The organism is Cellvibrio mixtus subsp. mixtus J3-8 (assembly GCF_000766945.1).
GTDB classification, from domain to species: domain Bacteria; phylum Pseudomonadota; class Gammaproteobacteria; order Pseudomonadales; family Cellvibrionaceae; genus Cellvibrio; species Cellvibrio mixtus_A.
Map to the genome: position 1 here is coordinate 348,780 of NZ_KN266209.1, position 19,877 is coordinate 368,656.

General features: G+C 48.5%; 18 protein-coding genes. 17 read left to right on the forward strand and 1 reads right to left on the reverse strand.

From position 1 onward, the window contains the following. The first annotated feature begins 23 nt into the window (after positions 1–23). The 10 genes from A596_RS14875 to A596_RS14920 all read left to right on the forward strand — a co-directional run bounded on the left by A596_RS14875 (position 24) and on the right by A596_RS14920 (position 8,496). Positions 24–935, forward strand: a complete 912-nt coding sequence (locus tag A596_RS14875) for a ParB/RepB/Spo0J family partition protein (RefSeq protein WP_039916135.1) — start codon at positions 24–26, stop codon at positions 933–935. A 296-nt stretch (positions 936–1,231) separates the two neighbouring features. Further along, positions 1,232–1,618: an ATP synthase subunit I gene (locus tag A596_RS14880; protein WP_235425741.1), complete on the forward strand. Its 387-nt coding sequence runs from the start codon at positions 1,232–1,234 to the stop codon at positions 1,616–1,618. A 67-nt stretch (positions 1,619–1,685) separates the two neighbouring features. After that, positions 1,686–2,588: a F0F1 ATP synthase subunit A gene (gene atpB, locus A596_RS14885; RefSeq protein ID WP_039916138.1), complete on the forward strand. Its 903-nt coding sequence runs from the start codon at positions 1,686–1,688 to the stop codon at positions 2,586–2,588. Positions 2,589–2,682: 94 nt separating this feature from the next. Next, positions 2,683–2,922, forward strand: coding sequence for a F0F1 ATP synthase subunit C (atpE, locus tag A596_RS14890; protein ID WP_039916140.1), 240 nt, complete (start codon positions 2,683–2,685; stop codon positions 2,920–2,922). Between the two features lie 53 nt (positions 2,923–2,975). Further along, entirely contained in the window at positions 2,976–3,446 is a 471-nt protein-coding gene (locus A596_RS14895; protein ID WP_039916141.1) for a F0F1 ATP synthase subunit B, read from the forward strand. 11 nt (positions 3,447–3,457) lie between these two features. Further along, entirely contained in the window at positions 3,458–3,994 is a 537-nt protein-coding gene (locus A596_RS14900; protein ID WP_039916143.1) for a F0F1 ATP synthase subunit delta, read from the forward strand. A 22-nt stretch (positions 3,995–4,016) separates the two neighbouring features. Further along, complete coding sequence (atpA, locus tag A596_RS14905) at positions 4,017–5,561, forward strand: F0F1 ATP synthase subunit alpha (protein WP_039916145.1); 1,545 nt, start codon at positions 4,017–4,019, stop codon at positions 5,559–5,561. A gap of 74 nt (positions 5,562–5,635) precedes the next feature. Then, positions 5,636–6,499, forward strand: coding sequence for a F0F1 ATP synthase subunit gamma (gene atpG / locus A596_RS14910; protein ID WP_039916146.1), 864 nt, complete (start codon positions 5,636–5,638; stop codon positions 6,497–6,499). A 110-nt stretch (positions 6,500–6,609) separates the two neighbouring features. Then, complete coding sequence (gene atpD / locus A596_RS14915) at positions 6,610–7,989, forward strand: F0F1 ATP synthase subunit beta (protein ID WP_039916147.1); 1,380 nt, start codon at positions 6,610–6,612, stop codon at positions 7,987–7,989. 81 nt (positions 7,990–8,070) lie between these two features. Further along, positions 8,071–8,496: a F0F1 ATP synthase subunit epsilon gene (locus A596_RS14920; protein ID WP_039916149.1), complete on the forward strand. Its 426-nt coding sequence runs from the start codon at positions 8,071–8,073 to the stop codon at positions 8,494–8,496. A 94-nt stretch (positions 8,497–8,590) separates the two neighbouring features. Here A596_RS14920 and A596_RS14925 read toward each other — a convergent pair whose 3' ends face one another. Continuing rightward, positions 8,591–9,649 carry a glycoside hydrolase family 43 protein gene (locus tag A596_RS14925; protein WP_152600193.1) on the reverse strand — a complete coding sequence of 353 codons (1,059 nt, stop codon included), beginning with the start codon at positions 9,647–9,649 and terminating at the stop codon, positions 8,591–8,593. 210 nt (positions 9,650–9,859) lie between these two features. Between A596_RS14925 and glmU the strand changes: the two genes are divergently transcribed. The 7 genes from glmU to A596_RS14960 all read left to right on the forward strand — a co-directional run bounded on the left by glmU (position 9,860) and on the right by A596_RS14960 (position 19,852). Continuing rightward, positions 9,860–11,218 carry a bifunctional UDP-N-acetylglucosamine diphosphorylase/glucosamine-1-phosphate N-acetyltransferase GlmU gene (glmU, locus tag A596_RS14930; RefSeq protein ID WP_039916307.1) on the forward strand — a complete coding sequence of 453 codons (1,359 nt, stop codon included), beginning with the start codon at positions 9,860–9,862 and terminating at the stop codon, positions 11,216–11,218. 336 nt (positions 11,219–11,554) lie between these two features. Continuing rightward, the gene (locus tag A596_RS14935) at positions 11,555–13,657 is read left to right on the forward strand and encodes a glycoside hydrolase family 9 protein (RefSeq protein ID WP_039916151.1); all 2,103 of its coding nucleotides are present in this window, start codon (positions 11,555–11,557) and stop codon (positions 13,655–13,657) included. Positions 13,658–14,045: 388 nt separating this feature from the next. Next, positions 14,046–14,816, forward strand: coding sequence for a DeoR/GlpR family DNA-binding transcription regulator (locus tag A596_RS14940; protein ID WP_039916153.1), 771 nt, complete (start codon positions 14,046–14,048; stop codon positions 14,814–14,816). Between the two features lie 133 nt (positions 14,817–14,949). Then, entirely contained in the window at positions 14,950–16,779 is a 1,830-nt protein-coding gene (glmS, locus tag A596_RS14945) for a glutamine--fructose-6-phosphate transaminase (isomerizing) (RefSeq protein WP_039916154.1), read from the forward strand. A gap of 179 nt (positions 16,780–16,958) precedes the next feature. After that, positions 16,959–17,333 carry a transcriptional repressor gene (locus tag A596_RS22710; protein WP_152600194.1) on the forward strand — a complete coding sequence of 125 codons (375 nt, stop codon included), beginning with the start codon at positions 16,959–16,961 and terminating at the stop codon, positions 17,331–17,333. Positions 17,334–17,691: 358 nt separating this feature from the next. Next, positions 17,692–18,756 carry a glycoside hydrolase family 11 protein gene (locus A596_RS14955; protein ID WP_039916157.1) on the forward strand — a complete coding sequence of 355 codons (1,065 nt, stop codon included), beginning with the start codon at positions 17,692–17,694 and terminating at the stop codon, positions 18,754–18,756. A gap of 154 nt (positions 18,757–18,910) precedes the next feature. Continuing rightward, positions 18,911–19,852: a HEAT repeat domain-containing protein gene (locus A596_RS14960; RefSeq protein WP_039916159.1), complete on the forward strand. Its 942-nt coding sequence runs from the start codon at positions 18,911–18,913 to the stop codon at positions 19,850–19,852. Positions 19,853–19,877: the final 25 nt, after the last annotated feature.

The following is a 19,877-nucleotide window of genomic DNA, read 5'->3' on the forward strand; positions in this document are numbered from 1 at the left end:
GAATTGATATAAGGCCAACAAGAATGTCGAGTAAACGCAAAGGTTTGGGTAAAGGCTTGGATGCACTGTTAAGTGCCGGTTTGGGAGTGACTGCGCCAGCGCCGGAAATGCCCATTAACCCGAGCGAAGCCGATCAAAAAATCGAATACAAAGATGGCAAGCTTGCGCATTTACCGGTTGAATTAATCCAGCGCGGAAAATACCAGCCGCGCCGCGATATGCACGCGGAAGCGCTGGAAGAATTGGCGGAGTCAATTAAAGTCCAGGGTGTAATGCAACCCATTGTTGTACGTGCAATCGGTGAGGGCCGCTACGAAATTATCGCCGGTGAACGCCGCTGGCGCGCAACGCAATTGGCCGGCCTTGATAAAATTCCCGCTGTCATTCGCGATGTGCCGGATGAAGCCGCTATCGCCATGGCACTGATTGAAAATATCCAGCGCGAAAATTTAAATCCCATCGAAGAAGCCGTTGCCTTAAAACGCCTGCAAGATGAATTTGAATTAACCCACGCCGAAGTTGCACAAGCGGTGGGAAAATCGCGCACTACCATTACCAATCTGTTGCGTTTGATTGCGCTCAGCGAAGAAGTTAAAACATTACTTGAACATGGCGATCTGGAAATGGGTCATGCACGTGCGCTCCTGACATTGGAGCCGCAACAACAAAAAGAAATCGCCCGGCAAATTGTCGCTAAAGGTTTATCGGTACGCCAAACTGAAGCACTGGTTCGTTTGTATCAGGAAAACCAGGGACAGGAAAAACTGAAACCGGAAGTACAGGTTTCCGCTGACATTCGCCGCTTGCAAGATCGGTTGTCAGAAACCCTTGGTGCCGGTGTAGAAATCCAGCACGGCGCCAAAGGCAAAGGCAAATTGGTCATTAGTTACAATTCCCTCGATGAATTGGACGGAATTCTCGGACACATCAAATAAATTTTTTCATTTATCCATCTCAAAGGCACTGACTTCAAAAGTGTCTTTTGCCCTACATATAGTTGTGTGCTTCCATTCCAAACACTAATTACAGTTAGTAACAAACTGACTATTAAATTTACAACAAATTTACTAGTCAGTTTTTCCCTTTGGTGCTAGCCCAATAGTTGCTGCTAGGGGGCTTAATCACTATAATGCGCCCCATTTGAGCGCGCCGAGTATAAGCATGTTACCAATGGTAATAAGCTGTCATTTGTGACAGAATGCCGCCGCGAAAAAATGGGGGTCTCAAGCACATGTCTCGTTATCTCAAGGGGCGTGGTTTTGCTCTCCAAACAGTAGCCGCCCAGTTGGTTGTGACTCTGGTTGCTGCCGCTACTGCTCTGGCGATCAGTTATCCGATCGCGGTTTCAATATTTATTGGTGGAATTATTGGTGTCGCAGCCAACTTATGGCTGGCGCTTGTGGCGTTTCGTCCCCAATTGGGTGCGCCACCCCAAAAGATGCTCGCAGCGTTTTATACCGGTGAGCTTGGAAAATTTGTAATCACAGCCTTGATGTTTTTGCTGGCCTTTAAGCACATTGGGTTTCTGAAAGAAGCCGCTTACGCCGCAACCATGATTCTGGCTTATGTGATGATTCAGGTTGTAGCCTGGATTTACCCGCTGGTGCGTCGTCATTGACTAATGATCAGTCAGAGAGTTGCGACCCGGCCGGAAGCTTTTTCAACTTTAATTTTGGAACTTAACGATGTCAGCCGCCGAGCATGAAGCAATAACATCCTCCGAGTACATTAAACACCACCTTACCAACCTCACCTATGGCCAATTGCCTGATGGTACTTGGGGTTTTGCGCACAATTCTGCTGAAGCGGCGCAAATGGGTTTCTGGGCTTTCCACGTGGATACCCTGGGTTGGTCAGTAATTTTAGCCGCTGTGTTTTTCTTTCTTTTTCGCAGTGTGGCCAAAAAAGCGAACAGTGACGTTCCAACTGGTCTGCAAAACGTGGTTGAAGCTGCGATTGAATTTGTAGACGGTAATGTGAAAAGTATGTTCCCTTACAAAAACGCCATGATTGCGCCTATGGCCCTCACTGTTTTTGTCTGGGTGTTTTTCATGAATGCGATGGACTTGATTGCTGTCGACCTTCTCCCTGAAATTGCAAAGTTGATCGGCGTTTCCCTTGGTGCTGATCCTCATGCAGTATTTTTCAAAGTGGTGCCATCAACCGATCCAAATATCACTCTGGGTATGGCTCTCTGTATATTTATTTTGATTCTCTGGTTCAGCATCACCCAAAAAGGTTTGTTGGGTTTCCTGAAAGAATTAACACTGCATCCTTTCAGCAGCAGCAACCCGATTGTGCAAACCCTGTTTATTCCGGTAAACCTCGTACTTGAATTGCCTGGTTTGATTGCCAAGCCTGTATCACTCGGCCTGCGTCTTTTCGGTAACCTCTACGCCGGTGAAATTATTTTTATCCTGGTAGCGATCCTTTACGGTGCGGGCATTGTTTTCGCGGGTGTTGCCGGTGTTATCCAGATTATCTGGGCGTTATTCCATATCCTGATTATTTTCTTGCAAGCGCTGATCTTTATGTCGTTGACCATTGTGTATATGAGCATGGCTTATCAAACGGATGAGCAGCATTAATCCAAAAAGAAAATTAAGCGTTTGTAATCCGTTTTGTAATTTGTTTTTTTAGTTTGTTTTATTTTTTATTTATCAACTTAGTAGGAGAAACACTGTGACTGAAGCTCAAGCTTTGATTTATCTGGCAGGTGCACTGGTAATTGGTTTAGGCGCTGTAGGCGCTGCAATTGGTGTAGGTATTCTTGGTGGTAAATTCCTGGAAGGCGGTGCCCGTCAACCAGAATTGATCCCGATGCTGCGTACTCAATTCTTCGTTGTTATGGGTCTGGTTGACGCGGTACCAATGATCGGTGTTGGTATCGGTATGTACATCCTGTTCGCAACTGGCGCTTAATTTTTTTAGCGATTTTGTTGCGATTTACATCCCTTTAACAAAGGCATTTAATCGTGAATCTTAATGCAACTCTTATCGGTCAGATGGTGGCGTTCGTCATCTTCATTTATCTGACATACCGCTTTGTGTGGCCACCCATTGTTGCGGCAATGGCGGAGCGCACCAAGCGTATCGCTGATGGTCTTCAGGCTGCCGATAAAGCTGAAAAAGATCTCGAACTGGCTAAACAAAAAGTGGTTGAGCAACTGACTTCTGCGAAGAAAGAAGCTGCTGCAATCATTGATCAGGCAAACAAGCGCGCTATCGAAATTGTTGAAGAAGCAAAAGAGAAAGCTCGTTTGGAAGCGGATCGTGTTAAAGCCGCTGCCCAGGCTGAAATTGATCAGGCTACCAGCCGCGCGCGTGAAGAACTGCGTGCGAAAGTGGTTACCCTGGCATTGGCGGGTGCAGAAAAGATTCTGGAATCTTCTATCGATCAAAACGCTCACAACGAGTTGGTAAACAAACTCGCTGCGCAGCTGTAAGAGAGGTAGATATGGCTGAACTCACTACCCTGGCTAGACCTTACGCCAAAGCAGCATTCGAGTTCGCCCTGGCTGCCAACAAATTGCAGTCATGGTTTGAAGCTCTGGAAGTGTCAGCCGCCGTTGCCGAACAGGATCAGGTGAAAAAAGCGTTAAGCGCATCTGGTTTGTCAGCACAGCAGAAAGCTTCCGTTTTTGTACAGGTTTGTGGTGAACAACTGGATGAGAGTCAAAAGAATTTCATCCAGACCCTTGCAAGCAATAAACGTCTGGCTCTTCTTCCCTATGTGAAAGAGATTTTTGCCCGACTGAAAGCGCAGCAAGAAAAAACTATTGATGTCGAGGTAACAGCAGCTTACGAGTTGCCGGTTGACTTGATTAACAAATTGGCTCAGGCCCTGAGCGCCAAACTGGATCGTAAAGTCAGTGTGCAAGGTTCGGTAGATAAGAACCTGTTAGGTGGGATTGTTATCTCCACTGGCGATATGGTTATCGACGGTTCAGTCCGTGGTCGCTTGGCGAAGCTCGCCGAAGCAATGAAATCCTAATTTTAGGGTTGAGGAACAGAGCATGCAGCAACTGAATCCTTCTGAAATCAGTGAAATCATCAAGCAGCGCATCGCTGGCCTTGAGTTTTCAACAGAAGCACAAAACGAAGGTACTGTGGTTTCCGTAACCGACGGTATTATTCGTATTCACGGTCTCGCCGATGTTATGTACGGTGAGATGATTGAATTTGAAGGCGGTATCTACGGTATGGCACTGAACCTGGAGCGCGACTCCGTGGGTGCTGTAATCCTGGGTGATTACCGCGGTGTGGCCGAAGGCCAAAAATGTAAGTGTACTGGCCGCATCCTTGAAGTGCCTGTTGGTCCGGAATTGCTGGGTCGCGTTGTTGACGCACTGGGTAATCCAATCGACGGTAAAGGTCCGCTGAACACCAAACAAACCGACGCAGTTGAAAAAATTGCACCGGGCGTAATTTGGCGTAAGTCGGTAGACCAGCCAGTACAAATCGGTTTGAAAGCAATTGATGCGATGGTACCAATCGGCCGTGGCCAGCGTGAGCTGATCATCGGTGACCGTCAAATTGGTAAAACCGCTATTGCTGTTGATGCCATCATTAACCAGAAAGGTTCTGGCATTAAGTGTATTTATGTCGCGATCGGTCAAAAAGCGTCTTCTGTGGCGAGCGTTGTGCGCAAGCTGGAAGAACACGGCGCTATGGATCACACCGTGGTGATCGCAGCGACCGCGTCTGATCCTGCAGCGATGCAATTCCTGGCAGCATTCACCGGTTGTACCATGGGTGAATACTTCCGTGATCGCGGTCAAGATGCCCTGATTATTTATGACGACTTGACCAAGCAAGCTTGGGCTTACCGTCAAATCTCTCTGTTGCTGCGTCGTCCACCGGGCCGCGAAGCTTATCCTGGCGACGTGTTCTATCTGCACAGCCGTCTGCTGGAGCGTGCATCGCGCGTGAGCGAAGAGTACGTAGAAAAATTCACCAAGGGTGAAGTGAAAGGCAAAACCGGTTCCTTGACCGCGCTGCCAATCATCGAAACCCAGGCGGGTGACGTTTCTGCGTTCGTTCCAACCAACGTGATCTCTATTACCGACGGACAGATCTTCCTTGAATCGTCCATGTTCAACTCAGGCATCCGTCCTGCGATGAACGCCGGTATTTCGGTATCGCGTGTAGGTGGTGCTGCACAGACCAAAGTTATCAAGAAACTCTCCGGTGGTATCCGTACCGCGTTAGCGCAATACCGTGAGTTGGCGGCCTTCTCCCAGTTCGCATCGGACCTGGACGAAGCAACCAAATCACAATTGGAACACGGTCAACGTGTTACCGAGCTGATGAAGCAAAAACAATTTGCTCCATTGAGCGTTGCGCAAATGGCATTGGTACTGTTCGCTGCGAACGAAGGTCACCTGAAAGATATCGAAGTGAGCAAAGTGCTGGACTTCGAAGCGGCTCTGCTGTCTTTCGCCAAATCCGAATACGCTGACACTATGGCTCATATTGATGCCACCGGTGACTGGAATGGCGAATTGGAAGGCAAGTTCAAAGAGCTGGTGACCAAGCTGAAAGCGAGCCGCACCTGGTAATCTGGCGATCGCTGCGTTAACGCGCGGCGGTCTCTAACCTTTTAGGCCGCAAGGCCTTAACCGGGGTTCGAGAGATGGCAAGCACAAAAGAAATTCGGACGCAGATAGCGAGCGTCAAAAGCACGCAGAAAATTACCAGCGCGATGGAAATGGTCGCCGCAAGTAAAATGCGCCGTGCACAAGAGCGGATGCAATTGGGTAAACCTTATGCCCAACGTATCCGTGAAGTAGTCGGGCACCTGGCCAACTCCAGCCCCGAATACAAACACCGTTTTATGAAAGAGCGCGATGTTAAGCGCGTGGGTTACATCATTGTTTCCAGTGACCGCGGTCTGTGCGGTGGTTTGAACACTAACCTGTTCAAAGCCGCTATCCGGGACATGAAGGTCTGGGCTGACAAGGGTGTAGCCATTGATTTGGGTTTGATTGGTGCCAAAGCTGGCCAGTTTTTCAAAAGCTTTGGCGGCAATGTCGTTGCTTCTACTCGCGATATCGGCGAAGCCCCGCAAGTGGCAGACCTGATTGGCAGTGTGAAGGTAATGCTGGATGCGTTTGAAGCCGGCACTATCGACAAGCTGTTCCTGGTGAGCAACGACTTTGTTAACACCATGACCCAAACACCAAAAGTTCGCCAATTGCTGCCTCTGGTTGCCGAAGAAAATACCAAGTTGAAACATCACTGGGATTATATCTACGAGCCGGATGCAGAGTTCCTGTTGAAAGGGTTGCTGACTCGCTTTATCGAATCACAAGTCTATCAAGCGGTTGTTGAAAACGCGGCCTCTGAACAAGCGGCGCGGATGATTGCGATGAAGAGCGCAACCGACAACGCTGGTGAATTGATTGATAGCTTGAAGTTGATTTACAACAAAGCACGTCAGGCAGCGATTACCCAGGAACTGTCAGAAATTGTGGGCGGCGCGGCAGCGATCCAATAAGCTGCCCTCCCCTCTGAATAAGCAGGCTAACGATTTTTGTATTTAATCCTTCAGACCCCTGAGTGTTATGAAAAGGGATCTGGAATTTCTGGAACAAAGAGGAACCGGAAATGAGTAGCGGACGTATCGTTCAGATTATCGGCGCCGTTATCGATGTGGAATTCCCACGCGATGCAGTGCCTAAAGTGTATGACGCACTGGTTATCACCGACGGCAACCTGACCCTCGAAGTGCAACAGCAATTAGGCGACGGCGTAGTCCGCACTATTGCTCTGGGCTCCTCAGAAGGTTTGCGCCGCGGTTTGGTTGTGACCAACACCAACGAGCCAATCAAAGTACCCGTAGGTACCCAAACCCTTGGCCGTATTATGGATGTATTGGGCAACCCGATTGATGAAGCGGGTCCAATCGGCGAACAAGAGCGTATGCAGATTCATCGTGCAGCGCCCAAGTACGAAGAGCTGGCAGCTTCTGAAGAATTGCTCGAAACCGGTATTAAAGTTATCGACTTGGTTTGCCCTTTCGCCAAAGGCGGTAAAGTAGGCCTGTTCGGTGGTGCCGGTGTAGGTAAAACTGTAAACATGATGGAACTCATCAACAACATCGCGAAAGAGCACAGCGGTCTGTCAGTATTCGCCGGTGTAGGTGAGCGTACCCGTGAAGGTAACGACTTCTACCACGAGATGAAAGAATCTAACGTAGTAGACAAAGTAGCGATGGTGTACGGCCAAATGAACGAGCCGCCGGGGAACCGTCTCCGTGTAGCGCTGACTGGTTTGACCATGGCAGAAAAATTCCGTGACGAAGGTAAAGACGTTCTGTTGTTCGTTGACAACATTTACCGTTACACCCTGGCTGGTACTGAAGTATCTGCATTGTTGGGTCGTATGCCTTCAGCGGTAGGTTACCAGCCGACCCTGGCGGAAGAGATGGGCGTTCTGCAAGAGCGTATTACGTCTACCAAGATCGGTTCTATCACCTCTGTACAAGCGGTATACGTACCCGCGGACGACTTGACTGACCCGTCGCCAGCGACCACCTTCGCCCACTTGGACTCAACCGTAGTATTGAGCCGTGACATCGCTGCTAAAGGTATTTACCCGGCAATCGATCCACTGGACTCAACCTCACGTCAGTTGGACCCAATGGTTATCGGCAACGAGCACTACTCGGTAGCGCGCGGTGTGCAAACCGTACTGCAACGTTACAAAGAGTTGAAAGACATCATCGCGATCCTGGGTATGGACGAATTGTCAGAAGAAGACAAACAAACCGTATCCCGTGCGCGTAAGATCGAGCGTTTCCTGTCACAACCTTTCCACGTAGCGGAAGTATTCACCGGTTCACCGGGTAAATACGTTCCACTGAAAGAAACCATCCGTGGTTTCAAAGGTTTGTTAGCCGGTGATTTCGATCACCTGCCAGAACAAGCTTTCTACATGGTAGGTTCAATCGACGAAGCGATCGAAAAAGCCAGCAAACTCAAGTAATTGAGTCGGCCCTGTTAACGCGGGGCCACTGCTGATTCGCTTCTCGACCTTTAATGAACGCTAGATAACCGAGAGACAAAAATGGCCATGACAGTTCAATGCGATATCGTCAGCGCTGAGCGTGAGATTTTCTCCGGCCTGGTAGAGATGGTAATTACTACCGGTAGCCTGGGTGAAGTAGGTATTGCCTACGGTCACGCCCCATTGCTGACAGGTATCAAGCCTGGTCCTGTGCGTCTTATCAAACAAGGTGGTGCTGAGGAAATTTTCTTTGTTTCCGGTGGCTATCTTGAAGTTCAGCCTTACCATGTAACTGTGCTGGCGGATACCGCTTTGCGCGCAGACGATATGGATGAAGCTGCAGCTTTGGAAGCACAGCAATTAGCGCAACAACAACTGGCAGATCAATCCAGCGAGATCGATTTCCAGCGCGCCGCCGCGCAACTGGCAGAAGCGGCTGCCCAATTGCGTACCTTGCAAGCAATCAAAAGAAAAGCTGGCAAGTAAGCGTTTGTTGTTGGACAAAAAAGGGCGACTTTCGAGTCGCCTTTTTTATTGTCTAAAATTTCCATTCGCAAAAATTAAATGCTGTTGTTGGAAATTATTTTAATTTCGCAACCGGAGCAATTCCCTCGTTAGTCATTACCACCGGTTTGATAGTGCCGTCGGCATTAAAATATAAATGCTCGATTGCGAGCTCGCGATGATTACCGTCATTCGTGTTAAGCGGGCGGCGATGGTAAACAATATACCAATCGTCAGTGCCCGGAATGTTAACGACCGAATTGTGCCCCGCCCCTTTGGCAATGGTTAAATCCTGCTGCAAAATTTTTCCGATGCGTTTGAACGGGCCGAGTGGCGATTTGGCCATCGCATAAGCAACACTGTAATCCGCCGCCGTCCACTCCCCTTCGGACCACATCAAATAATAAATCCCGTTGCGTTTCACCATAAATGAACCTTCGACATATTCTTTTGCCGGTGTGATTTCTTTGAAAAACTCACCGTCGTCGAAAGGTTCAAGGCTGAGTAAATCCTTGCTTAATTTGGCGACGTTACAATGCTTCCAGCCGCCGTAATAAATATAGAACTGGCCATCGTCATCGCGGAATACCATTTGATCGATGGGTTGCGCACCGTTGTGGATTTTATTAATCAATGGCTTACCCAAGGCATCGCGAAACGGGCCGGTGGGTGTATCGCTGACAGCAACACCAATCCCGCCAGGCTGGTTATCGTTGAGAACATTGTTCGCACTGAAGAACAAATAATATTTGCCGTTGGCAAAAATCGTCGAAGGCGCCCAGACGGCATACGCGGCCCAGCTTACCTCTTTGATATCAAGGACTCGCTCGTGTCTGGTCCAGTTAACCAGATCGGAAGATGAAAACGCATCCAGGAACGTCTGTTTTAAAAATGGTGACCAGATATTGGGCTGTGCTCGCTGTTGCTGTTGGGATTTAGTCAGCGTGACCGGTAAATCAGGTGTGGTTTCTCCCGCAAAATACGTGGGGTAGATCCAGTAGCGGTTATCGAAAACGCGGATTTCCGGATCGGCATACCACCCGGGGACGATTGGATTCGCCGCAAATGCTGCACCGGATAGAAAAATAGCGCTCGCAACCAGGGCAACAACCCGGACGTTCATCAGTTTGTTCATGGATAGGGTCCGCAATTTCTTCATCGACGCGGTAATTCTGTCTTAATACGGCGCTAGTGTTTATCAAGTAAGGATTAGACAGGGTAAAATTCCGTTAATCGCGCCGGGATGATTGTTCCCGGAGCACAGCAACAATGTCCGCAAAGATGCCCGCAACTCGTTAAAATGGGCTATCGCATTTCCACACCACTGACTGCAAAAGGACCCACTATGCTCGATATTCTCGTACTCGCTGCCGGTAAAGGCACTCGCATGCGCTCCGACTTACCAAAAGTGTTGCACCCCATTGGTGGCAAAGCGCTGGTGCAACATGTGGTGGATACCGCGCGCGCTGTGGGCGGCGAACAAATTCTGATTATCGTCGGCCACGGCGCTGAAAAAGTGCAGGAAAAAATGGCGGCGCCCGATGTGAAGTTTGTACTGCAAGCGCAGCAGCTTGGCACCGGCCATGCAGTACAACAAGCATTGCCGCAATTGCGCAACGACGCGACCGTATTAATCCTTTACGGTGATGTGCCGCTGACCCGCGCTGAAACTCTGCAAAAATTAATCGCCGGGGTAAACGAAAACCAAATGGGTTTGCTCACGGTAGATCTTCCTGATCCAACCGGTTACGGCCGTATTGTGCGCGATGAAAAAAATGCGGTGGTTGCTATTGTTGAACATAAAGATGCTAACGATGAGCAGAAAAAAATTCGCGAAATCAATACCGGTATCATGGCTGTGAAAGCCGCGCATTTGCAAAAATGGTTGCCGCAATTAAAAAATAATAACGCGCAAGGCGAATACTATCTCACCGATATTATTGCGATGGCGAAGGCCGATGATATTGCTATCCATGTTGAACAACCCAACGCGGTTGAAGAAGTGGAAGGTATTAATAATCGTCGCCAGCAAGCCGCACTGGAATGTTTTTATCAACGGCAATTAGCGAATGAATTGATGGATGCCGGCGTTACCTTGCTTGACCCACATCGTGTTGATATTCGCGGAACCTTAACTGCGGGGCGCGATGTTGTTATCGATGTAAATTGCGTATTCGAAGGCGATGTTGTGTTGGGTGATGGTGTGGTTATTGAACCAAACTGCGTAATCATCAATAGCAAGATTGGCAACAACACACGCATTAAAGCCTTTAGCCATATTGAAGAAACGGTAATGGCGGCTGATTGTGATATTGGCCCTTACGCGCGTCTGCGCCCGGGAACTGACTTGGCTGATGAAGTAAAAATCGGCAATTTTGTTGAAACAAAAAAAGCCGTGATTGCCAAAGGCAGTAAGGTAAATCACCTGAGCTATGTGGGTGATGCCAACGTCGGCAGTAAAGTAAATGTGGGTGCGGGCACTATCACCTGTAACTACGATGGCGTGAATAAATTCAAAACCGAAATTGGTGATAACGCATTTATTGGTTCCAATTCCGCATTGGTTGCCCCGGTAAAAATTGGTGCGGGTGCAACGGTGGGCGCTGGTTCTGTTATCACCAAAGATGTAGCAGATGCGGAGCTCGCCGTTGCGCGCGGCAAGCAGCGGAATGTGCAAGGTTGGGAGCGGCCTAAAAAACTCTAATGGGTTGATTACCGAAAAGAAATTATAAAAAAAATCGCAAGGTTCCTTAACGATTGTGGTCGATCCGTTTTTGTGAATAAAAGTTTGTTGCAAGGCTTCCTGCCAGCACACCATGTCGGGATGATAGCCCGATGTGGTTGGACAATGGCGGACTGCTAAATCCTTGATGCAAAAGCCAATCCGGCGTACAGGCAAGCTGCTTGTACGCCGGTATTTTTGATGCGTACGTTAATGCCTATAAACCGGTAAGGGAGTAAGATCCAAAAACCACTTAAATCTTTACTATGAAACCGTTATCATCCGGCAATTAAATCAGATAATTAATAAGAGCGATTTATGAGCCAATCAGGTTTTCCCCTATCCAAACTATTTATCGGCCTGACACTTACCGGATTAATGACCGCATGCGGTGGTGGCGGTGGCGGATCGAACAACGTAAAGCCCAGCTCCACACCTATTACTAGCGCGAGTACTGCACCGTTGACGTCATCGGCAACCCCCTCATCATCGTCGCTGGCGCAAACATCTTCTTCCATAATACCGGTAGTCTCTTCAACACCGGCCGCGAACTCTTCAACTGCGACGGCATCCAGTGCCGGTGCGGCGAATATCAGCAACTTTATTGTGGTAGACCAATTTGGTTATCTCCCCGATGCGCAAAAAGTTGCGATCCTGCGCGATCCGCAGGATGGTTATGACAAAAGCCGGAGCTACACTCCCGGCGCCACGCTATCGTTGGTCGATATGAATAACGGGCAAGTCGTATTAACGGCAGAAGCCAAGGTGTGGAACAAAGGTGAAGTGCACAGCACCTCGGGTGATAAGGTATGGCGCTTTGATTTTTCCTCGATAACAACACCGGGCACTTACGCGGTGGTGGATAGCAGCCAAAACCTGCGTTCGCCCACGTTTAAAATTGCTGCTGACATTTATAAACCCGTCCTGAAGCACGCTTTCCGTACCTTCTTCTACCAGCGCGCCGGTTTCGCGAAAAAGTTGCCTTACGCCGAAATGGGCTGGACTGACGAGGCGAGCCATCTTAAACCCGGCCAGGACCCTGAAACGCGGTTATACGATGTCAACAATCGCGCCGTTGGTGTCGCGGGGAGCGAGAAAGATCTCTCCGGTGGTTGGTTTGATGCCGGTGATTACAACAAGTACACCAACTGGCATGCGGATTACCTGATCAACCTGCTACATGCCTATCTGGAAAACCCCGCTGCCTGGGGCGATGACTTTAATATTCCTGAATCGGGCAATGGTGTGCCCGATATTATCGATGAGATTAAATGGGGTTTTGACTGGCTGAAGAAAATGCAAAACAGCGATGGTTCGGTGTTGTCGATTCAGGGCCTCAGCCATGCCAGTCCACCCTCATCAGCAACTGGTCGCAGCTTCTATGGTCCCGCGAGTACATCAGCTTCGTTGAGCACTGCCGCCGCATTTGCACTGGGTAGCAAAGTGCTGGGTGATTTGGGTATCAATGATTATGCGGCCGATCTAAAAACCCGCGCCACCAATGCCTGGACCTGGGCAAACGCCAATCCCGCCGTCATCGTCCACAATAACTCTGGTATTTATGAAGGCTTGGGCGCGGGCGATCAGGAAGTCAGCGTAAAAGATCAAACGATTGAGTTGCAGCGTAAGAAAACCCGCGCCGCGATTTACCTGTTTGCTGCCACGGGTAACGCCACTTATCAATCGCAAGTGACTGGCAACTATGGTAATCGCGCCCAATGGGTGGATCACTGGATCGAAAATGAACTCGTTTCCTGGCTTTACTACGCCAACCTGGGTGGCGCCGATGCAACCCTGGCTGCCAACATCAAAAACCAATACGCCAGTGCGATGACTGCCAATATCAACCTGGGTGCAATTTCCGCTGATAGTGATGCCTATCGTGTAAGCCTCGGCGGCGATAGCAATTTCACCTGGGGTAGTAACCGCTCCATGTCGCGCAAGGGCACCAGCTTTTACAACCTGATCAGTTATTCTGTCGGTAGTGCCAATAGCGATACGGTTAAAAATGCGGCGCTGGGTTATCTGAATTACCTGCACGGCACCAATCCACAGGGCATGGTTTACCTGTCGAACATGTACAGCCTGGGTGTGCATAGCTCGGTGAATGAGTTCTACCACACCTGGTTTACTAACGGCAGCGCACTCTGGGATAGGGTTGGAACATCTACTTATGGTCCGGCGCCCGGTTATTTGGTGGGCGGCCCCAACCCCTACTATGACTGGGACGGCAATTGCACTTCCAGCAGCCCGAACCCCGGTTGTGGTTCTGCAGCGCCCAATCCACCCAAAGGCCAACCGGCGATGAAGGCTTATCTGGATTTCAATACCAGCTGGCCGCTTAACTCTTGGCAAATCACCGAAAACCACAATGATTATCAGGTCGCCTATCTGCGCCTGTTATCCAAATTTGTAAATTAGTTTTGTTTTACAGCACAAACCATCCCCATCAGCGCGATGGTTTGTGTTGCGCCCGCTGCTTCTCCGATTCCTTATCAAACCCTGCTTCAGCATTGGCAACAGATGCTGGCAGCAATTGCGGATCTATAAACGAATCTTGTTAACTGTTTTTCAGTGGCCACACTTTACCCTCTTCATCTCATCAAATCCCACCGGAAAACAATGTTATCAGGGGTGAGCAAAGTCAAATCGACGGTAGTTACCCGTTTTAACTCGTCGGTAAACAATCTTGCCAGTGTGCCTGTGCTGGTAGGTGGAAAGTCATTGGTTGCCAAATGATCAATTGGCGCTTGTTTTTGTTTTGATTCGAAACTAAAATATCTTTCGAAACGAAACTTAAGGACGTTATATGACTAAACGTAACACCCAACAGCGCCGCAGAGCCATCATTGACCTGCTGGGTAGGAGCGGTGAAGTCAGTGTTGAGGCATTGGCAGCCCAATTTGTGACCTCGGAAGTTACGATTCGAAAGGATCTTGCCGCACTCGAAACCAATGGTTTGTTACTGCGCCGCTATGGCGGCGCCGTTCCTGTCCCGCAAGAGCTGATTCTCAACCCTGCGGAAGAAAAAGTTTCGGTTCGTAAGCAAGCCATTGCCAAAGCAGCGGCGCAGCTTATTCGGGATCACAATCGCATCATCCTTGACAGTGGCAGCTCCACCACAGCCGCACTGCTGCCGGAGCTCTCCAGCAAGCAAGGTCTGGTGGTGATGACCAACTCGCTGAGCATCGCCAACGCCCTGCGCGAGTTGGAAAATGAACCTACGATTCTCATGACTGGCGGAACCTGGGACCCGAAATCCGAAGGCTTCCAGGGGCAACTCGCCGAACAAATCCTGCGCTCTTACAACTTCGACCAATTCTTTATCGGCGCCGATGGTTTGGATCTGGAACGCGGTACAACAACATTCAACGAACTCTACAGCTTGAGCCGGGTGATGGCTGAAGTTGCACGCGAAGTTATTGTCATGGCCGAGTCCGACAAAATCGGCCGCAAAATCCACAACCTGGAATTGCCCTGGTCGGCAATCAAAGTATTGGTCACTGATGATGGCCTCGATGAACAAGATAAACAAAAAATAGAACAACAAGGTGTGCGAGTTATTTGTGCATCTGCATAAAACTTACCTATTCCCAAACGGAGTTGGGAAATGTCTATTGCTGTTAAAGCATTAAAGGAAGAACTGAAAGAAAAACCACTACGTAAAAAAACAAAATACTTTTACTACTACTAAACAGCTCAAGGAGTTAATCATGTGTGGAATTGTTGGCGCAGTAGCGCAACGCGATGTAGCAGATATCCTGGTGGAAGGATTGCGTCGCCTGGAATACCGCGGTTATGACTCAGCCGGCGTAGCCGTGGTTAGCAATGATCAATTGCACCGCGTACGTCGCCTGGGCAAAGTAAAAGAATTATCCGATGCAGTTCACGCTGAACCTATTCCCGGCGGCACCGGTATTGCGCACACGCGCTGGGCCACCCACGGTGAACCGAGCGAGCGTAATGCGCATCCGCATATTTCCAAGGAACATATCGCAGTGGTACATAACGGCATCATCGAAAACCACGCTAACCTGCGCCGTTTATTGCAAGAAGAAGGTTATGTTTTTACATCGGATACGGACACGGAAGTGATCGCGCACCTGGTGCAAAAAGAATTAAAAAATACTGACAGTTTATTAGTGGCCGTGCAGAAATCCGTAAAACAATTACACGGTGCTTACGGTACTGTGTTGATGGATAAAAACGATGCAAGCCGTTTAGTCGTTGCGCGTTCCGGTTCACCGTTGGTTATTGGTTTGGGAATCGGTGAAAACTTTATCGCGTCAGACCAACTTGCACTCCTGCCGGTTACCCGCCGTTTTATCTTTTTGGAAGAAGGCGATGTTGCAGAAATTACCCGTCACACAATTAAAATTTTCGATAAAGATGGTGTTGCGATTGAGCGACAGGTTCATGAATCTACCGCAAGTTACGACGCGGGCGATAAAGGTAAATTCCGTCACTTTATGTTGAAGGAAATTTACGAACAGCCCAATGCAGTACTGAATACTTTGGAAGGACGCTTGAGTAGTGAATCGGTTTTGGATGAAACCTTTGGCAACGGCGCGGCAGAATTATTTAAAAAAGTAAAACACATCCAGATCGTTGCTTGCGGTACTAGCTATCACTCAGGTTTGGTGGCGCGCTACTGGATTGAATCGCTCGGCGGCATTTCCTGTAACGTGGAAATCGCCAGCGAATTCCGCTATCGCAAATCATTTGTGCAGCCCGACAGCTTGTTGGTTTCCATCAGTCAATCCGGCGAAACGGCAGATACTTTGGCTGCATTACGCCTTGCGAAAGAATTAGGTTATCTGGGCAGTCTCACTATTTGTAACGTTGCTGGATCATCGTTGGTGCGTGAATCTGACCTTGCGTTTATGACGCGCGCCGGTGCTGAAATTGGTGTTGCATCAACCAAAGCATTTACCACGCAATTGGTGGGCTTGGCGATGCTGGTTCTCGCGGTGGGCAAATACAATGGTTTGACTGTTGAACAACAAAAAGACATGGTCAGTGCGTTAAAAAATCTCCCCGCAAAATTGGAAGAATCGTTAGCACTCGCACCAAAAATTGAAGCACTCGCCGAAGAGTTTGCCGATAAACACCACTCACTCTTTTTAGGCCGTGGTGACCAATATCCCATTGCAATGGAAGGCGCGCTGAAGTTAAAAGAAATTTCCTACATCCACGCTGAAGCCTACGCCGCCGGCGAATTAAAACACGGCCCGCTCGCATTAATCGACGCACACATGCCGATCATTGTTGTTGCTCCCAACAACGATCTCTTGGAAAAATTAAAATCCAACGTCGAAGAGGTGCGTGCACGCGGTGGCATTTTGTATGTATTCGCGGATGAAGATGCAAAATTTGAATCCGACGAAACCATGCGCGTTATCAACGTTCCGCACATCCATACCTGGTTAGCACCAATCCTCTACACGTTGCCGTTGCAATTGTTGAGCTACTACGTGGCAATTATTAAAGGCACCGATGTTGATCAACCACGCAACCTGGCAAAAAGTGTTACGGTGGAATAATGTCTGTGTGATGCGGTGATTGTTGTTATTGTCACCCATAAAAAAACCGGACGGTGCAGTTCAGCACCGTCCGGTTTTTTGTGAGATCCATTGGGCTTAACCAAATTTATCCTGAATATAATTGCGGTTCGATTATCGGTTTGATACCGTTTTGCCCAACGTTGATAAACAAGCCCTTTATGATAACTCCAACCCATTTTTCTGATTGTGTTAAAACCTTGTTTCGCCGTAAGGGGTCAAGGCCTTCCCGTTCGAGGGTTAAAATACTGTCCGCGATCGACCGGCAAGATGATGGGGATTTTTCCAATGTGGATATTTACAAATCGTTGCAGGAAAAAAATGAGGCAGTGTCCATTTCAACCATCGATAAAAATTTGAAAAACCTGAACACCATGGGTTTGCTGGTCAGTAATAAAACGAAATTGGCAGTAACCTTATATCGGAAAAGTGCGAACTTTAAAAAGTGGGTAGCGGAGTCATCGTTAAAGCTGAATTTACTACCTTGCCAGTTTTTGGTGTTGGATAACTATCTCGTTACTTATTTTGCCCATTGACCATCCGCAAGTTGAACGCCGCTCCTGCGTGGTTACCCTTCGATAGCCTTATCTGTGGCTAATGCTTAACCAACTTTACATAAAAAAACAATCCGCAAAATTGGGCTTTTAAGCAACATATTGTTATAGATAATCTCTAAAATAGTTTAAATGACCATAAGCTTATGGTTTATTTGACAATATTAAATTCTGACTGTATACAAGTACCCATCGATGGCGCCGAATTGATTTAATCATAACAGCAACCCCTTTTGGCGCCTCGGTGTAAACCTGCTCGCAAGGAGCAGAATCAACCTTCAACAGTCCTTCACCTCTATAGGTGGTATTGGTTGAACGGCTGGAAACCTGGAGTCTAATAATGAAATTATCCATCAATAACAAGAGTGTGTTTTCTTCATTGGTTTTGGCAGCAGCGCTGGGTGTATCGGGAGCAAGCGCACAAACCCTGACCAGTAATTCAACCGGTACCAACAATGGGTTTTACTATTCGTTCTGGAAAGATTCGGGCAATGCATCCATGACGTTGCAATCTGGCGGCCGTTACACTTCGCAGTGGAACAGCGGCACCAATAACTGGGTGGGTGGCAAAGGCTGGAATCCGGGTAGCAGTTCACGCGTCCTTAGCTATTCCGGAAATTATGGTGTGAGTAACAGCCAGAACTCTTACCTGGCCTTTTACGGTTGGACCAAAAGCCCGCTGATCGAGTACTACATCATTGAAAGTTACGGTTCATACAATCCCGCCAGCTGTTCCGGTGGTACTGACTACGGTAGCTTCCAAAGTGATGGCGCGACTTATAATGTTCGCCGTTGCCAGCGGATTAACCAACCTTCTATCGAGGGAAACAGTTCAACCTTTTATCAATATTTCAGCGTGAGAAATCCGAAGAAAGGCTTTGGCAATATTTCCGGCACTATCACTTTTGCCAACCATGTGAATTTCTGGGCGAGCAAAGGCCTGAACCTGGGTACACACGATTATCAAGTGTTGGCGACCGAGGGCTATCAAAGTACCGGTACTTCCGATATCACTGTGAGTGCCGGTAGCGGCAGTGGTGGTGGCAGCTCAAGTTCGGCAGCGAGCGGCAGCAAAACAGTCGTAGTGCGCGCACGCGGTGTAGCCGGCGGTGAGATTGTTTCGCTGAAAGTGAATGGCACTACGGTACAAAGCTGGACATTGACTACCACCATGACCAACTACACCGCAACCACCAGTTTGTCGGGCGGTACAACGGTGGAATACGCTAACGATGCAACCGGCCGCGATGTGCAAGTGGATTACATCAGTGTGAACGGTTCTGTTCGCCAGTCGGAAGCGCAAACCTACAACACCGGTGTTTATCAAAACGGTGCTTGTGGCGGCGGCAATGGTATGAGCGAGTGGTTACATTGCAATGGTGCCATTGGTTACGGCAACCTGTAATCCGGAATGAGAAAAAAGGGGTGGATTTTCCGCCCCTTTTTAGCTGATAGTTAGCCTTGAGTTAATAGTTAGTCTTCGCAAATAAGTTATTTTGCATTAATCGATAGTTAACATTTTCATCGATACCTCAATAAAAATAATGAGAGTCATAAAGATGAATACCATTGCTACATCCAAAAAGATTATTTTATTCCCTGCATTAATTGGTGCGGCTTTAACTTATGGCGCACTTACATTGATGACGGATGATTCACCGCAGCGCGAACAAACGGCGGCGCTGGAAAATAGAATTCTTGAACTGGAATTATTGCTCTCGAAAAAAGAACGGGAACTGGCCAGTGTGCGTGCGTTTGCGTTTGGATTTGAACAGCCATCAAATACCGATGGCGCTGGCGATTCTGCTCCGGTTTCAAATTTGCAAAAAAATCTGCCAGCCGAAATAAATAATGATACACAGGCAATACAGGAAACCCTTGCCGATAACGACCAAAAAGTAAAAGCCTTGAGCACCACATCTGATCGTGATCCGCGCTCTTTTTCCGACAAAGTAAACGATTTACTGGCGCTGGAACCCAGTGAGGAAAATATCGCCATTGCCAGTAAAAGTGTGTTTGATCTGGCGGAGAATCGCGAAAGCCTGCCTGACCGTGCATTGGAAAATTTGTACCAACAGCAAACCAATCCGGATTTAAAACGCGTGATTGCGCAAGTGATGTCCACGCGCGGCGATAACAGCCTGATCGAAAAACAAATTGGCGAAGCGCAAACGGATTTGAAAAATACCAACCCGGCGGTGCGCCAGAAAGCGTTGGTCGAGCTGGCAAAAACCCATCACGCCAGCGCTGCCAATGCAATTGCACCACTGCTGCAAGATAGCGATATCGGCGTAAAACTGGATGCCCTGCTGGCGCTGCGTGCGACCGGTAACCAAAGCCACATTCGTTTGGTAGAGGCGCTGGTGGACCATCCTGATCTGTCGGTGAGTTGGCTGGCAAATGATGTGATCAGCAATTTACAAAACCTGAGCGATAAAGCCCGTACTCGCATTGCCAGCGCGGATATTGTCGCCGAATTGCCAATCATGGAAGCGCCATAAGCGCAATTGGATTCCTAATAAATAC

What these genes read in the sequence shown, in the direction of transcription:
- A596_RS14875 (WP_039916135.1), top strand. Translation starts at nt 24, where the DNA reads ATGTCGAGTAAACGCAAAGGTTTGGGTAAAGGCTTGGATGCACTGTTA.
- A596_RS14880 (WP_235425741.1), top strand. Translation starts at nt 1,232, where the DNA reads ATGTCTCGTTATCTCAAGGGGCGTGGTTTTGCTCTCCAAACAGTAGCC.
- atpB (WP_039916138.1), top strand. Translation starts at nt 1,686, where the DNA reads ATGTCAGCCGCCGAGCATGAAGCAATAACATCCTCCGAGTACATTAAA.
- A596_RS14900 (WP_039916143.1), top strand. Translation starts at nt 3,458, where the DNA reads ATGGCTGAACTCACTACCCTGGCTAGACCTTACGCCAAAGCAGCATTC.
- atpA (WP_039916145.1), top strand. Translation starts at nt 4,017, where the DNA reads ATGCAGCAACTGAATCCTTCTGAAATCAGTGAAATCATCAAGCAGCGC.
- atpG (WP_039916146.1), top strand. Translation starts at nt 5,636, where the DNA reads ATGGCAAGCACAAAAGAAATTCGGACGCAGATAGCGAGCGTCAAAAGC.
- atpD (WP_039916147.1), top strand. Translation starts at nt 6,610, where the DNA reads ATGAGTAGCGGACGTATCGTTCAGATTATCGGCGCCGTTATCGATGTG.
- A596_RS14920 (WP_039916149.1), top strand. Translation starts at nt 8,071, where the DNA reads ATGGCCATGACAGTTCAATGCGATATCGTCAGCGCTGAGCGTGAGATT.
- A596_RS14925 (WP_152600193.1), bottom strand. Translation starts at nt 9,649, where the DNA reads ATGAACAAACTGATGAACGTCCGGGTTGTTGCCCTGGTTGCGAGCGCT.
- glmU (WP_039916307.1), top strand. Translation starts at nt 9,860, where the DNA reads ATGCTCGATATTCTCGTACTCGCTGCCGGTAAAGGCACTCGCATGCGC.
- A596_RS14935 (WP_039916151.1), top strand. Translation starts at nt 11,555, where the DNA reads ATGAGCCAATCAGGTTTTCCCCTATCCAAACTATTTATCGGCCTGACA.
- A596_RS14940 (WP_039916153.1), top strand. Translation starts at nt 14,046, where the DNA reads ATGACTAAACGTAACACCCAACAGCGCCGCAGAGCCATCATTGACCTG.
- glmS (WP_039916154.1), top strand. Translation starts at nt 14,950, where the DNA reads ATGTGTGGAATTGTTGGCGCAGTAGCGCAACGCGATGTAGCAGATATC.
- A596_RS22710 (WP_152600194.1), top strand. Translation starts at nt 16,959, where the DNA reads ATGATAACTCCAACCCATTTTTCTGATTGTGTTAAAACCTTGTTTCGC.
- A596_RS14955 (WP_039916157.1), top strand. Translation starts at nt 17,692, where the DNA reads ATGAAATTATCCATCAATAACAAGAGTGTGTTTTCTTCATTGGTTTTG.
- A596_RS14960 (WP_039916159.1), top strand. Translation starts at nt 18,911, where the DNA reads ATGAATACCATTGCTACATCCAAAAAGATTATTTTATTCCCTGCATTA.